General features: G+C 68.0%; 14 protein-coding genes. 12 read left to right on the forward strand and 2 right to left on the reverse strand.

All coding sequences use genetic code 11. The features are described 5' to 3' along the window. Positions 1-65: 65 nt before the first annotated feature. Both LL236_RS08715 and LL236_RS08720 read left to right on the forward strand, forming a co-directional pair. Positions 66-2,030, forward strand: coding sequence for an ABC1 kinase family protein (locus LL236_RS08715; RefSeq protein ID WP_228178360.1), 1,965 nt, complete (start codon positions 66-68; stop codon positions 2,028-2,030). 41 nt (positions 2,031-2,071) lie between these two features. After that, positions 2,072-2,527, forward strand: a complete 456-nt coding sequence (locus tag LL236_RS08720; RefSeq protein WP_308017251.1) for an NUDIX domain-containing protein — start codon at positions 2,072-2,074, stop codon at positions 2,525-2,527. Here LL236_RS08720 and LL236_RS08725 read toward each other — a convergent pair. Continuing rightward, positions 2,520-3,338 (reverse strand): hypothetical protein, encoded by an 819-nt coding sequence (locus LL236_RS08725; protein ID WP_228178362.1) that lies wholly within the window; start codon positions 3,336-3,338, stop codon positions 2,520-2,522. The two genes, LL236_RS08720 and LL236_RS08725, sit on opposite strands and share 8 nt — an antisense overlap. Before the next feature lie 54 nt (positions 3,339-3,392). Further along, complete coding sequence (locus LL236_RS08730; protein WP_228178363.1) at positions 3,393-4,196, reverse strand: hypothetical protein; 804 nt, start codon at positions 4,194-4,196, stop codon at positions 3,393-3,395. Between the two features lie 129 nt (positions 4,197-4,325). On the opposite strand from LL236_RS08730, the gene LL236_RS08735 reads away from it, so the two are divergent. The 10 genes from LL236_RS08735 (at position 4,326) to LL236_RS08780 (ending at position 14,705) form a co-directional block, all read left to right on the forward strand. Continuing rightward, the gene (locus LL236_RS08735; protein ID WP_228178364.1) at positions 4,326-4,697 is read left to right on the forward strand and encodes a VOC family protein; all 372 of its coding nucleotides are present in this window, start codon (positions 4,326-4,328) and stop codon (positions 4,695-4,697) included. Between the two features lie 98 nt (positions 4,698-4,795). Next, a complete protein-coding gene (locus LL236_RS08740) occupies positions 4,796-5,446 on the forward strand; it encodes a GntR family transcriptional regulator (RefSeq protein ID WP_228178365.1) in 651 nt (216 codons plus the stop codon). Beyond that, positions 5,443-6,969: an MmgE/PrpD family protein gene (locus LL236_RS08745; RefSeq protein ID WP_228178366.1), complete on the forward strand. Its 1,527-nt coding sequence runs from the start codon at positions 5,443-5,445 to the stop codon at positions 6,967-6,969. The genes LL236_RS08740 and LL236_RS08745 overlap by 4 nt, the downstream gene beginning before the upstream one ends. Further along, positions 6,969-7,883, forward strand: coding sequence for a methylisocitrate lyase (gene prpB / locus LL236_RS08750; RefSeq protein ID WP_228178367.1), 915 nt, complete (start codon positions 6,969-6,971; stop codon positions 7,881-7,883). The genes LL236_RS08745 and prpB overlap by 1 nt, the downstream gene beginning before the upstream one ends. Positions 7,884-7,885: 2 nt before the next feature. Further along, positions 7,886-9,076, forward strand: a complete 1,191-nt coding sequence (locus tag LL236_RS08755; protein WP_228178368.1) for a bifunctional 2-methylcitrate synthase/citrate synthase — start codon at positions 7,886-7,888, stop codon at positions 9,074-9,076. Next, the gene (locus tag LL236_RS08760) at positions 9,073-10,248 is read left to right on the forward strand and encodes a thiolase family protein (protein WP_228178369.1); all 1,176 of its coding nucleotides are present in this window, start codon (positions 9,073-9,075) and stop codon (positions 10,246-10,248) included. The genes LL236_RS08755 and LL236_RS08760 overlap by 4 nt, the downstream gene beginning before the upstream one ends. A gap of 92 nt (positions 10,249-10,340) precedes the next feature. After that, the gene (locus LL236_RS08765) at positions 10,341-11,129 is read left to right on the forward strand and encodes an enoyl-CoA hydratase-related protein (protein ID WP_228178370.1); all 789 of its coding nucleotides are present in this window, start codon (positions 10,341-10,343) and stop codon (positions 11,127-11,129) included. 67 nt (positions 11,130-11,196) lie between these two features. Beyond that, the gene (locus LL236_RS08770; RefSeq protein ID WP_228178371.1) at positions 11,197-11,973 is read left to right on the forward strand and encodes an electron transfer flavoprotein subunit beta/FixA family protein; all 777 of its coding nucleotides are present in this window, start codon (positions 11,197-11,199) and stop codon (positions 11,971-11,973) included. 10 nt (positions 11,974-11,983) lie between these two features. After that, a complete protein-coding gene (locus LL236_RS08775; protein ID WP_228178372.1) occupies positions 11,984-12,964 on the forward strand; it encodes an electron transfer flavoprotein subunit alpha/FixB family protein in 981 nt (326 codons plus the stop codon). A gap of 4 nt (positions 12,965-12,968) precedes the next feature. Next, on the forward strand, positions 12,969-14,705 hold the full coding sequence (locus LL236_RS08780) for a cytochrome b/b6 domain-containing protein (protein WP_228178373.1): 1,737 nt from the start codon (positions 12,969-12,971) through the stop codon (positions 14,703-14,705). Positions 14,706-14,733 lie beyond the last annotated feature (28 nt).

Raw genomic sequence — 14,733 nt, forward strand, 5'->3', positions numbered from 1 at the left:
GCGCTATGCGGCCGGGTTTCGGTGCAGTTCGTGCGCCCGGATCATGCTGCTGACACAATCGGGACATGCCGATCTGGCTTGCTGTCCTTCTGCTCACTGCCGCCTTCGCTGCGCTGTCCGCATGGGTCAGCAGGCGACTCCTCGACGCCCAGATCGGATGGGTTCGCGCTCTCGTGACCTCCGCCGTGGTGTTCCTTGGCTCACTTCCGCTGACAGCGTGGGTGTTCGAGCAGGCCGACGTCATCGACGGTGATCGCGTCGTCGTCGAAAGCCCGATCGTGGTGGCCTTCGTCGCCCTCGTACTCGGCTGGATCTTCGCCGTCGTCGTCGTCATCCTCGTCACCCTGGAGTTCCTCTGGCCCAGTCGCCCGCTCGGAAATCCGGTGACGATCGTCCGGGAGGCGTTCCGTCGGCGCGATCGCGCCCGCCGATACGCGCAGATCGTTGCCATCGCCTCCCGGCACGGCCTGGGAATGTACCGCGGCCGATCGGATGCCGCGCGAGACGCGTTGCCCCAGGCGCTGGTGGCGGCCCTGGCCGAGGCCGGCGTCACCTTCGTCAAACTCGGCCAGGTGCTCTCGACGCGCGAGGACGTGCTGCCGCGAGACCTCATCGAAGCGCTCTCGACGCTGCAAATGGACTCGACCCCGATTCCCTGGCCGGAGGCCGAAGCGGCGATCCGTGCCGAACTCAGGCGGCCGATCACCGAGGTGTTCGCAGAGATCGAGTCGGAGCCGATGGCTGCGGCATCCGTCGCCCAGGTGCACGCCGCGACGCTGGTGTCGGGCGAGCGCGTCGTCGTGAAGATCCAGCGGCCCTCCGCACGCGCCCAAGTCACCACCGATCTCGACATCCTCGAGCGCCTCGCGCGTGATGCCGAACGTCGCACTGCGTGGGCAGCCGACTATGGTGCCGTCGCCCTTGTCGCCGAGTTCTCGCGCGCACTCACCGAGGAGCTCGACTATCGCATCGAGGTGGCCAACGCCGAGATGCTGCGGGGCGCCATCGCGAAGACGCACGCGATGCCGTTGCGGGTTCCCCGGGTCTTTCCGGATCTGTGCACCCAGCGAATGATCGTGCAAGAGCGCATCGAGGGAGTGCCCTTCGGCAAGCTCCCCGAGGGAGTGGTGGAGCCGGGCGCAGCCCGCGCGCTCGCCGACGGGGTCCTGGATGCCGTGTTCGAGCAGATCGCCGTGCGCGGGGTCTTCCACGCCGACCTGCATCCGGGAAACCTGATCCTCTGCGATGACGGAGAGGTAGCCCTGATCGATTTCGGCGCCGTGGGCATACTGGAGGCCAGTATGCGGCGCCTTCTCGTGCCGCTGCTGACAGCGATCGCCGCCGACGATGATCAGGCCGCCACCGATATCGTGCTGCTGCTGTGCGAACCCGACCCGGCGGGCGCCGATCAGGCAGCGCTGCAGCGTGATGTCGGAGCGATCATCACTCGGGTTCGCAACGCCCCCGCGGGCGAGGATGTCTTCCGGTTTCTGCTCGACACCCTCCGCCACCACCGACTGGCGATGCCCCCGTCTCTGCTGCTGGTATTCCGGACTCTCGGCTCGCTCGAGGGGGGCCTCCGCCGGGTGTATCCGGGGTACGACATGGTCGGTCAGGCGCTTACGCGGGCACCGCACTTCGCCCGCAGCATGCTGTCGCTGCGTACCGCAGCGCTGTCGGCGCAGACGCAGCTCGTGCTCGCTCTGGAGCAGGTGCGCCGCGTGCCGCGGCGCCTGGAGAACATTTCGCGCTCCCTCGAACAGGGCACCTTCTCGGTGCGCCTTCGCTCGTTCGAGGGTGCGGGTGAGCGGCGATGGATCGAGGGAATGCTCGGCCAGGTGACGAGCACGCTCGTCGGTGTGACTCTGCTGGCCACGGGCATCGCCCTGGCGATTTCCTCGGGCGGACCGCAACTGACCGAGGACGTTCCCCTGTTCCCGTTCCTTGGCAGTGTCGTCGGCCTGGGCGGTCTGCTGCTGCTCGTGCGGAGCCTTCGCGCCGCGCTGCGGCGCCGAGACGGCGCCGGCTGATGCCGGTAACGAGCGCCGGCTTGCTGGTGTATCGCCTCGTAGTGTCCGCGTCGGGTGGCTCGAGCGCCCTCGAGGTACTCATCGCCCACATGGGTGGACCGTTCTGGCAGCGCAAGGATGCCGGAGCCTGGACGATCCCCAAGGGCGAATATGACCCGGCGGAGGAGCCCCCACTTCAGGCCGCGCGGCGCGAGTTCCGTGAGGAGCTCGGGATCGATCCGCCGGATGGCCCTGTGGTCGAGCTCGGGTCTTTCGCGGCATCACGCAAGACGATCAGCGTCTTCGCCATTGAGGACACCGGGCTCGATATCTCGCGCCCGGTCTTCGGGGAGTTCGAGCTCGAGTGGCCGCCGCGATCGGCGAGGACGGTGAGCTTTCCCGAGGTCGATCGTGTCGAGTGGATGCAACCTGCCGTTGCCGCCGAGAAGCTCACCGCGTCACAGCGACCGGTGATTGCTGCACTTGCTGCAGCGCTCGGTGCTCACGGCGTCAGTTGACCGGGTCCGGCGGTGCTGAGTCGACGAAGACGCCGACGCGGTCGCCCTCCAGGACGAACTGCAGCGAGGACCCTTCTCCGAAGCGTTCCAGAGCCTCGGCCGGCGAACCCGCATGGATCTGTAGTGACGCGCTCGGCGGGAAAGTCCCGGCGCCGCATCCGTAGTACGTCGGCCCGTTCGGAAAGCCCGACTCGTCGTCAACGTCCTCAGTTCTGAAGACGACAAGGCACTCGCTGTCGACGCCGTCGCTCGAGTTCGTGGCCGTGATCAGCGTGTAGCCCGCGAACTGGAATCCCACCGGGGGTGTGTCGGTGTTCCCAAACGGCGGGGCTGTGGCTGACGGGTCGGGATCGAGCGCCGCAATCTGTCGCGCTCCCGAGCCTTCGGAGATCACCGGAATCGAGGCGAGGCCCCAGGTGACGGATGCGGCGAGCGTCGCTACCGCCATCACCGAAATGAGCCAGAAGGCGCGCGCGAGCGGGGGCACGCGGGTGAGCGGCGACCAAGCCGCGCGGGCACCTGATTCGCTGGCCCGTTCGGTGCTCCGGGGGACTGCCGTGCCCGCGGACTCCTGATCGCCGGTGCCGGCCGCCGCTGCCGCGGACGATGGGGCGCCCCCTTCGGTGCTGGATGCCACTGACGACGTACCTGGGACCGCACCGCTGCGCTCCGGCCCTCGCTGCTCGCTGCGCAGCTGCGCTTCGAGTTCCTGCAGTCGGTCGTAGGCGACCGGGTCGCGCAGGATGTCGGCGTCGGGACCGTAGGCTCGCGCGCGCAACGCTTGCAGCTCAGCGGCGGCATCGTCGGTCATCGCTTCATGCTCGCATGACCCGTGCTCGCTGACGGTGTCGCCCGCGTCCGGAAGCTAGGCCGCGGTCGCGCCGCCGTCCCAGAAGACACCGATCCGGTCGTCCTGCAGAACGAACTGCAGTGCGCCGCCCTCGGGGAATTGCTCGCGCAAGCGCTCCGGCGCTGTGTCATCCAAGGGAACTTCGATCGTCGCGGGGAAGGCCCCGGCCCGGCATCCGTAGTAGAACGGCCCGTTCACGCCTTGACCATCGGCAGTCAGGTCGTCTTCGTCCAGCCCGATAAGACACTCGCTCTCCCCGTTCGGGCTCATGGCCGACGATTGCGCCATCAGAAGCCCGTAGTACTCGTAGGCGATGGCCTGCTCCGACGTCGTGCCGAAGAATCCCTCGGGTATCGCAACGTCGTCATCGATCTCGAGAGTGGCTACCTGACGGCTCGCGCTTGTCTGCGAGATCATGGGAAGAGACGCGAGTCCCCAGACGATGGATGCGGTCAACGCAATCGCCGCTGCGATCGACACGGCGACGATGGCGGTCGCGACAGGTGGCAGCCGCGAGGTCAGCATGCGCACCAGTGCCCACAGGAGGCGTGTCGCCGGGTCGTCTGCGGCTTCGGCGTCGAGGTCTGCGGCGGGCGCATCGGGCGATTGTGCCTCGGCGGCTGGGCCTGGCTCGCGGCCCGTTCCGGATGCGCTGGACGCCGTAGCCACCGGAGGCCGCTCTGCCTCGCGCTCCGCTCGAAGCTGTGCTTCAAGTTCCATCAGGCGCGAGCTGGCGGCGGGGTCCTCGAGCAGGTCGGCGTCGGGGCCGTATGCCCGGGCGCGGAGCTTCCGCAGTTCGGCAGCCGATGCGTCATCCATTGCCTCATCGTCGCACGGTGTGCATTGCAGGTTCGGCGTGACGAACGCCCTTGTCAGTGCCCCGCGCGACGATCAGACTTGCACCGTCGGGTGAGTCCCGGCTGCTCGGCGCTCATCGAGGAGAACGACATGGCACACGGTGACATCACGCACATCGACATTCCGGTCGCCGACATGGCGGCAGCGACAGCGTTCTACGAACGGCTCTTCGGGTGGCAGATCCGAGAGGCTCCCGGTTTCGAGGGCTACCCGATGTGGCAGGCGCCGAACCAGATCAGCGGTGGGGGCCTCGCCCCACGCAGTGAGGGCTTCACGCAGCCGCGGTCCTACGTCGAGGTGGATTCGATCGACGAGACTGTCGCGTCGGCGACGGATGCCGGTGGCGCCGTCTTGATGTCGAAGCAGCCGATCGATGACACGAGCTGGTGGGCGGTCATCAGCGACCCCGACGGGAATGTCATCGGCCTGTACGAGGGCTCGCCGGGAACGGACGGCTCCTAGCGAACCGTCGCTCTTTGTATACCTAGAGCTATCACAGGAACCAGTATTGATAGCTGGATAGCTTTTGTGTATACATGGAGGCGGGGAAGGGAGAGTCGATGCGAGCGAGCGATCGTGCGTACCGGACGCTCCTGACCGAGATCCAAGACGGCCTCCTACCCGCGGGTGCCGTGCTCGGCGAAGTCGAGCAGGCGGCCCGCCTCGGTGTGAGCCGTACGCCACTGCGTGAGGCGCTCGCGCGCCTGGCTGCAGACGGGCTCGTCGTGCAACAGTCGCCGAGGGTCACTGTCGTGTCGGACGTCGATGCTGATGACATCCGTGCCCTGTTCGAGTTCCGCCGGGCGCTCGAAGAAGCTGCGGCGCGCCTTGCCGCGACGCACGCCGACCCTGCCGCGTTCGCGGCGCTCGCCGCCGAGTTCGACCGCACGTCGCTTCGCGGCGAAGGGCGGGAGCACTACTACGACCTGATCGCTCGGTTCGATGCTGCCCTCGACGACGCCGTCGACAACGCCTACCTCAGCTCGGCGCTGCACACCATCCGCACTCACCTCGTGCGCGTCCGGCGCCTCGCCCGCGAGAATCCCGACCGTCTTTCCGCCTCCGTCGGCGAACACGCCCTGATTGCGCACGCGATCGCGGCGCAGGATGCCGACCTTGCCGCCCACGCAACTCACGTCCACCTCCACAACGCCCTCACCAGCATCCTCGCCTCCCTGTCGGAGGCCCGCACCGAATCCGGAGCAGCATGACCATCACGCATCACGTCCGCGTCCACCGCAGCGACGAGAACCTCGCCCGCGAGGGACAACTCGCCTGGCACATCGCGGAGGTTGCCGCCGACCCGGTAGCGGTCGAACCCGAGGTCGTCGACATGATCATCAACCGCGTGATCGACAACGCCGCGGTTGCGGCGGCATCCCTCACTCGCCGACCGGTGAGTGCTGCACGACAGCAGGCGCTCGACCACGCGGTGTCGGTCAGCGGTGCCGGATCAACGGTCTTCGGCTGCGCGAACGAGCGTCGCACGAGTCCGGAGTGGGCGGCGTGGGCAAACGGAGTCGCGGTGCGTGAGCTCGACTACCACGACACGTTCCTGGCTGCCGAGTACTCTCACCCGGGTGACAACATCCCGCCGATCCTGGCCGTCGCCCAGCACGTCGGGGCCGATGGTGCCGCGGTGGTGCGGGCTCTCGCGACGGGCTACGAGATCCAGATGGACCTCGTGCGCGCGATCTCGCTACACAAGCACAAGATCGACCACGTCGCACACCTCGGTCCGTCGGCAGCTGCCGGCATCGGCACCCTCCTGGGCCTGTCCGTCGAGACGATCTACCAGGCCGTCGGGCAGGCCCTGCACACGACCACCGCGACCCGCCAGTCCCGCAAGGGCGAGATCTCGACGTGGAAGGCCCACGCCCCTGCCTTCGCCGGCAAGATGGCAGTCGAAGCCGTGGACCGGGCGATGCGCGGTGAGACGAGCCCCAGCCCGATCTATGAGGGCGAGGACGGCGTGATCGCCTGGCTGCTCGATGGCAAGGATGCCGCCTACGAGGTGCCGCTTCCGGCGCCGGGCGAGTCCAAGCGGGCGATCCTCGACTCCTACACGAAGGAGCACTCGGCCGAGTACCAGGCGCAGGCGTGGATCGACTTGGCCCGCAAGCTCGGTACCGAGCGCCCCGAGCTGCGCGACCCCGCCAACATCGCGAGCATCGTGCTGCACACGAGCCACCACACGCACTACGTCATCGGCTCGGGGGCGAACGACCCGCAGAAGTACGACCCGCAGGCATCCCGCGAGACCCTCGATCACTCGATCCCGTACATTTTCGCGGTCGCGTTGCAGGACGGCGCGTGGCATCACGTCGACTCGTATCTTCCCGAACGTGCCGCACGGCCCGACACGGTGGAGCTCTGGCGCAAGATCACGACGGCCGAGGATGCCGAGTGGACGCGCCGCTACCACTCCGAGGACCCCGACGAGAAGGCCTTCGGGGGGCGCGTGGAGATCGTTATGGCCGACGGTTCCACCGTTGTCGACGAGATCGCTGTTGCCGACGCGCACCCGTTGGGCGCGCGGCCGTTCGCTCGCGAGGACTACGTTCGTAAGTTCCGGCTGCTTGCCGAGCCCGTGCTCGCTCCCGAAGAGATCGAACGGTTCCTCGACCTCGCCCAGCGCCTCCCTGAGCTCTCGGCAGACGAGGTCGGGCAGCTCAACATCGTCGCGAGAATCGGTGTTCTCGCCTCGGCGCCCGCGCCCAAGGGGCTCTTCTGATGCTCTACAGCCAGACATCCGCGGCCGAGAAGCGAAGGCTGTTTCGGGAGCGCCTTGCGTCGGGAGAGCTGTTGCGATTCCCGGGAGCCTTCAACCCGCTGTCGGCGCGGCTGATCGAGCGCAAGGGCTTCGAGGGGGTCTACATCTCCGGTGCCGTCCTTGCGGCCGACCTCGGGCTCCCCGACATCGGCCTGACGACCCTCACCGAGGTCGCGGGCCGCGGGCAGCAGATCGCCCGGATGACCGAGCTTCCGGCGATCATCGACGCCGACACCGGGTTCGGCGAGCCGATGAACGTGGCACGCACCATTCAGACCCTCGAAGACGCAGGCCTTGCGGGCACCCACATCGAGGATCAGATCAACCCCAAGCGGTGCGGTCACCTCGACGGGAAGGCCGTCGTCGATGCTGACACCGCGGTCAAACGCATCCGTGCCGCCGTCGACGCGCGTCGGGACGAGAACTTCCTCATCATGGCTCGCACCGACATCCGTGCCATCGAGGGACTGGATGCCGCGATCGACCGGGCCAAGGTTCTCGTGGATGCCGGCGCCGACGCGATCTTCCCCGAGGCGATGCGTAATCTCGGCGAGTTCGAGAGGATGCGTGCGGCGCTGGACGTGCCGGTGCTCGCGAATATGACCGAGTTCGGCAAGAGCGAGCTGTTCTCGACCGAGCAGCTGCGCTCCGCCGGCATCAACATCGTCATCTGGCCGGTCTCGCTGCTGCGCGTCGCCATGGGCTCGGCGGGGCGCGCACTCGACGAGCTGGATGCGAAGGGGCACCTGCGCGACAGGCTCGACGAGATGCAGCACCGCGCCGACCTCTACGACCTGATCGATTACGAGCAGTACAACCACTTCGACTCGAGCATCTTCAACTTCACTGTCTCTGCACCCATCACGAAGGAGTGAGCATGGCCGACACCGACATCAAGAAGGGGCTTGCCGGCGTCGTCGTCGACTACACGGCAGTCAGCAAGGTCAACCCCGACAGCAACAGCCTGCTCTACCGCGGATACCCGGTTCAGGAGCTCGCCGCCACACAGCCTGTCGAAGCCGTCGCGCACCTGCTGTGGACCGGCGAGCTGCCCTCAGACGAGCAGCTTGCCACTCTGCGCAAGACGGAGCGCGAGAACCGCGCACTGCAGCCCGACGTGAGGGCCGCGATCGATCTCATCCCGCTCGATGCTCATCCGATGGATGAGGTGCGCACAGCCGTCAGTGTCATCGGGGCGCGTGAGACCCGCGGCATCGTGAATGTCATGGACGCGGTGGGCACTCCGCAGCAGAACCTCGAGCGCAGCATCCGTCTCTTCGGCGAACTTCCGGCGATCGTCGCCTACGGGCAGCGGCGCCGCCACGGGCTCGAACCCGTCGATGCGCGCGACGAGCTGGATTACGCCGCGAACTTCCTCTGGCTCACCTTCGGCGAAGAGGCCGACGACGTTGTCGTGGATGCGTTCAACCGGTCAATGATCCTCTACGCCGAGCACTCGTTCAACGCGTCGACATTCACGGCCCGCGTCATCACCTCGACCCTCAGCGACCTTTACTCCGCAGTGGTAGGTGCGATCGGCGCGTTGAAGGGACCCCTGCACGGTGGCGCGAACGAGGCAGTGCTGCACATCTTCGACGAGATCGGCTCGGCCGAGAACGTGTCAGCGTGGCTCGACACGGCTCTCGCCGAGAAGCGCAAGATCATGGGCTTCGGGCATCGCGTGTACAAGCGCGGTGACTCGCGCGTTCCCACCATGAAGGCGGCGCTCGACACCCTTGTCGCCCACTACGACCGCCCGGATGTCGCAGCCCTCTACGACGCCCTCGAATCGGAGTTCGTGGCGCGTAAGGGCATCTACCCGAACCTCGACTACCCGTCGGGTCCGGCCTACAGCCTGATCGGCTTCGACACGCTGACCTTCACGCCGCTGTTCGTCGCGGCCCGCGTTGTGGGCTGGACCTCACACATCATGGAGCAGCAGGCCTCGAACGCGCTCATCCGGCCGCTGTCGGCCTACAACGGCCCCGATGAGCGCCACATCGAGGGCTACGTGCCCGACACCTCCGCGATCAACGTGCAAGAGCGCCCGGAGGAGGCCGCCGAGTGACCACCGCCGTCATCGTCGACGTCGTCCGGACGCCCTCCGGTCGGGGCAAGCCCGGAGGCGCGCTCTCCGGTGTGCATCCCGTCGACCTCGCAGCCGGCACGCTGACCGCGATCCTCGAGCGCAACGGGCTCGAGTCGCGCCAGATCGATGACGTCCTGATGGGGTGCGTCAGTCAGGTCGGCGACCAGGCCGCCAACATCGCTCGTCAGGCTGTTCTTGCGGCGGGCTTCGACGAGTCGGTGCCGGCCGCGACGATCGACCGGCAGTGCGGCTCGAGCCAGCAGGCTGTGCACTTCGCGGCCCACGGGATCATTGCCGGTGCCTATGACGTCGTGATCGCGGCGGGAGTCGAGTCGATGAGCCGCGTCCCGCTGGGCTCGGCTGGTGCCGGCGGTGCGGATGCCGACGGCATCCGTCGCCGCTACCCTGAGGGCCTCGTGAACCAGGGCGTCTCCGCGGAACTTATCGCGGCGCGGTGGGGCCTCGGACGAGATGAGCTCGACGCGTATGCTGCCCAGTCGCACCGACGGGCCGCCGAAGCCGCGGCGGCAGGCCGTTTCGCGGCTGACGTGCTGCCGGTCGTCACGCCGGGCGGGCTCGTGGACGCCGACGAGACGATTCGAGCCGGCACGTCCGCCGAACAGCTGGCGAGCCTTGCGCCGGCGTTCCGCACACCGGAACTCGCCGAGCGCTTTCCCGACGTCGACTGGCGGATCACCGCGGGAAACTCGTCGCCGCTGACGGATGCCGCCTCAGCAGCGCTCATTATGAGTGAGGAACGCGCGAATGCGCTGGGCCTGACGCCTCGCGCCCGCTTCCACGCCTTTGCCGTGGTCGGCGATGACCCGATCATGATGCTCACCGCACCGATCCCGGCAACCCGGAGGATCCTCGACCGGGCAGGGCTCACGATCGATGACCTCGACGCCTACGAGGTGAACGAGGCTTTCGCGTCAGTACCACTTGCGTGGCAGCGGGAACTCGGCGCCGATCCCGACAAACTCAACCCGTGGGGCGGCGCGATCGCGCTCGGGCATGCGGTCGGCGCATCCGGAACCCGCCTGCTCGGGACCCTCCTGGCTTCGCTCGAACACAGCGGCGGACGCTACGGACTGCAGACGATGTGCGAAGGCGGCGGGATGGCGAACGCCACCATCATCGAGCGGCTGTAGCCAACCGACAATCGGTTGGCGACACCGCCTGTGGATTCGGCAGGATCGATCCGGCCGGCACGCCCCAGCGACACCGAAGAAGGAGAGCGAACGTGACCGAGAACACCGGTGATTTCCAGACGATCTTGGTCGACACGCGCGGTCGCGTGGGCTGGATCCAGCTGAACAGGCCCGAGGCGCTCAACGCCTTGAACTCAACCCTCGCGACCGAGCTCGGTGCCGCAGTGGCAGCCTTCGATGCCGACGAAGAGATCGGATGCATCGTGCTGACCGGTTCGGAGCGCGCCTTTGCCGCGGGCGCCGACATTAAGGAGATGGCCGACAAGACGGTGCGCGACATGACAGTCGACAGCCCCTTTGTCGGCCTCGAGGCCCTTGGCCGGGCCCGCACACCGATCGTCGCCGCCGTTTCGGGCTTCGCACTCGGAGGCGGGTGCGAGCTCGCGATGAGTTGCGACATCATCCTCGCCGCCGACACCGCGAAGTTCGGGCAGCCGGAGATCACCCTGGGAGTCATTCCGGGCCTGGGCGGCACGCAGCGCCTGACCCGCGCGATCGGCTATTACAAGGCCGCCGAGCTCGTTCTGACCGGGCGCATGATGGATGCCGTCGAGGCGGAGCGCGCCGGCCTGGTGTCCCGGATCGTTCCGGCCGAAGACCTCGCCGCCGAGGCTCTGGCGGTGGCGGAGTCGATCGCCGCGAAGTCGCTGCCGGTGGCGTACGCGGCCAAGGAAGCCCTGCGCGCCTCGCAGGAGAGCGGACTGGCCGAGGGGCTGAGGTTCGAGCGTCAGGCTTTTGCCGCACTGTTCGCCCTCGAAGACCAGAAGGAAGGGATGGCGGCTTTCCGCGAGAAGCGCGCCCCCCGATTCACCGGCCGGTGACCGATTCACCCGCACGGATTCGCCCCGGGCTGGCGACCCTAGACTCGATGCAAGAAGGAGGAGCGCGATGAGGATTCTCGTCCTGGTGAAAGAGGTCCCCGACACGTGGGGGGATCGAGTACTGAATCTCGAGACGGGACTGGCCGATCGAGGCGCAAGCGACGCCGTCATCGACGAGATCGGTGAGCGTTCGCTCGAGGTCGCGCTCTCGTACGCGGACGCCAACCCTGGCACCGAGGTCGTCGTCGTGATGATGGCGCCGGAGTCGGCATCCGGATCGGTGCGCAAGGCGCTCGCCATGGGCGCAGCATCCGCCGTGCACGTCGTCGATGACGCGCTGCTGGGTGCCGATCTGGGGCTCACTGCACAGACCCTGGCCGCCGCGATCTCACGGGCCGGGTTCGACCTCGTGATCACGGGAAACCAGTCCACCGACGGATCGGGTGGGGTCATGGCGGCGATGCTCGCCGAACTGCTGGATGTGCCGAGCATCACGAGCATGAACTCCGTGACCATCACCGAATCTGAGGTCTCGGGTGAGCGGTCGGTCGACGGTGGGTCGATGACGGCATCCGCTGCTCTTCCCGCCGTGATCTCGATCACCGAACGGCTGCCCGATGCGCGGTTCCCGAACTTCAAGGGGATCATGGCGGCCAAGAAAAAGCCGGTCGACACGGTCTCACTCGCTGACCTCGGCGTCACCGCCGATGACCCGGATGCTGCTCGCTCGATCATGATCGCGGTGGCGCAGAAGCCGCCGCGGGCGGCGGGCGTGAAGGTCGTCGACGAGGGCGATGCGGGCGTGAAGCTCGCCGAGTTCCTGATCTCGAACCGGTTGGTCTAAGGGGCAGATGATGGTGGATATTGCAGCTGATGCTGTTCTGGTCGTTCTCGATGTCACGCCCGGTGGCACGCTCGCCCCAAGCGCCGCGGGCCTGCTGGGTGCTGCGGCCGGCGTGGGAACCCCCGTCGCTCTGATCGTCGGCGAGCACGCCGAGACCCTCGCGCCCACGGCCGCTGAACTGGGCGCCACGCTGGTGCTCACCGCCACGCCAGAGGGCCAAGGGGAGGCGCTGGGTGTGCCGGCGACGGATGCGGTGGCTGCCGCCGCGGCGCTCGTGAATCCGGATGCGGTGCTGCTGTCGCACTCGATCGAGTCGCGCGAGACCGCGGGCCGGTACGCTGCCCGGTCGCGCTCGGCGCTGTGCGTGGATGCCGTCGGCGTGACCCGCGACGACGAAGGAATCGTGGCTCACCATTCCGTCTACGGCGGCGCATACAACGTCGAGGCAGCGGCTACCTTCGGTGCTCCCGTCATCACGGTGCGCCAGGGCTCGATCGATGCGCGAGCGGAGGCTCAGCCGCTTGTCGCCGAGAAGCTCGAGGTGGCGGCATCCGGTCGCAAGGCGGCGACCGTCGGGTCGGTCGAAGAGGTCGTCGTGACCTCGGCGCGGCCTGAGCTGCGTGGCGCCGCCAAGGTCGTCTCGGGCGGGCGTGGCCTCGGCTCGGAGGAGAAGTTCGCTCTCGTCGAGGAACTCGCCGACGTGCTCGGTGCCGCCGTCGGCGCGTCGCGTGCTGCGGTCGACGCCGGCTACATCGCCCAGTCCGCGCAGGTCGGTCAGACCGGTGTCTCGGTTGCTCCGCAGCTGTATGTCGCGCTCGGCATCTCCGGAGCGATCCAGCACAAGGCCGGCATGCAGACGGCCAAGACGATCGTCGCGATCAACAAGGATGCCGACGCCCCGATCTTCGAGATCGCCGATTTCGGCGTCGTCGGAGACCTCTTCACCGTCGTGCCGCAGTTGATCGAGACGCTGCAGGCGAAGAAGGCCTGAGCCCATGGCGACCTACGCGCGCACCCTGCGGCGCGGGCTGCCCCGCATCCCGGGCGGCGACCCCTGGCCGCCCGCCGGAGAGACGCCCGGCGGGGCGGCCGCGGAGTCCGCGGAAGCCCCCGCACCCTCCGCGGCCACGCCGGCTGCGGCATCCGTGCCTGCCGGCGGCTCACACGAGAGCGGCAGTTCTGCGCAGGAGCTGCGGGAAGATGCACAGCAGTCGCACGAAACTGCCGCACCCGCCGGAGGGGTAGCGGCGACGGATGCCGCCGCAGTCGCGCCGGCTTCACGGGCTGTGCGCCGGGGTCTGCCCCGCGTCCCCGGCGGCGAGCCGTGGCCGCCGGCCGCGCCGTCCCCCGAGCGCGGCACTTCTGTGCAAGCGCTGCGGGAAGATGCACAGCAGTCGCACGAAACTGCAGCACACACGGGAGTGACCGCCACGGCGGTGACGGATGCGGCATCCGGCGCCCCCGAGTCTCGCTTGCCGCAACACGCCGCGTCGGCGACGGACGAAGCGCGGTTTGCGGCAAACGAAGGTGCCGCGCGCCCCGTACGTCGGGGCCTGCCTCGTGTTCCGGGTGGCGAGCCGTGGCCGACCGCCGAGATGGTCGCGGCGATTGCAGCATCCAGCGCCGAGGCTCGGTTGCCCGAAAACGCCGGCTCCGACGACGACGCACGGCGTGTTGCGGCAAGCGAGGCGCACCCGGATGCCGCCCCTGCCGAGACCTCAGTGGTCAGTGCTCCGGCACATGACGTCAGCGTGCCGCTCCCGTTCACGCCGACGGTCTGGGAGGGGGCATCAGCCCGCACGCGCCCCGCGCCGCGGCCAGAGCCCGCCCGCGTCGGCCCGTTCACACGCACGCAGTGGGCAGGCGCCGTCATCGTGGGCGGCCTCGGGCTGCTCTTCGCTGCGGGCATGGCGGTGCTTGCGGTGCGCTGGCTGCTCTCGCTTGATGGGATGCAGGACTTCCTTACGACCTACCCCGGCGAGTACCACCTGCCCGAGGGAGCTCCCGTCGGCTTCCCGGCGTGGCTCGGATGGCAGCACTTCTTCAACGTGTTCCTCATGGTGCTGATCATCCGGTCGGGTCTCACGATCCGCACCGAGAAGCGCCCGAGCGTGTTCTGGGCGCCGCGGAACAAGCCCAAGGGCAAGGTCAGCCTGACGATCTGGTTCCACCAAGCCCTCGACATCCTGTGGATCGTGAACGGCCTCATCTTCGTGGTACTGCTGTTCGTCACGGGACAGTGGATGCGGATCGTTCCCACGAGCTGGGAAGTGTTCCCCAATGCCCTGTCGGCGGCGCTGCAGTACGTATCGCTGGATTGGCCGACCGAGAACGGATGGGTCAACTACAACTCACTGCAGCAACTCGCCTACTTCACGACGGTGTTCATCGCGGCTCCGCTGGCGATCATCACCGGCGTGCGGATGAGCGGGATCTGGCCGAAGAACGCGAAGGCGCTGAACCGGGCCTACCCGGTCGAGTGGGCACGCACGGTGCACTTCCCCGTGATGCTGTACTTCGTCGCGTTCATCATCGTCCACGTCATCCTGGTCTTTGCGACCGGGGCCCTGCGCAACCTCAACCACATGTACGCAGCCACTGACGCCGAGAACTGGGTCGGTTTCTGGCTGTTCGTCCTGTCGATGATCGTGATTGCGGCAGCGTGGGTTGCGGCGCGCCCTCTCGTGCTGGCTCCGATCGCGCGCCTGTTCGGCACGGTGTCCAGCCGCTGACGGGGGCGGGTTCGGGCGGCATCCGTCA

Origin of the sequence: Microbacterium schleiferi (genome assembly GCF_020781975.1) — a bacterium.
Taxonomy (GTDB): domain Bacteria; phylum Actinomycetota; class Actinomycetes; order Actinomycetales; family Microbacteriaceae; genus Microbacterium.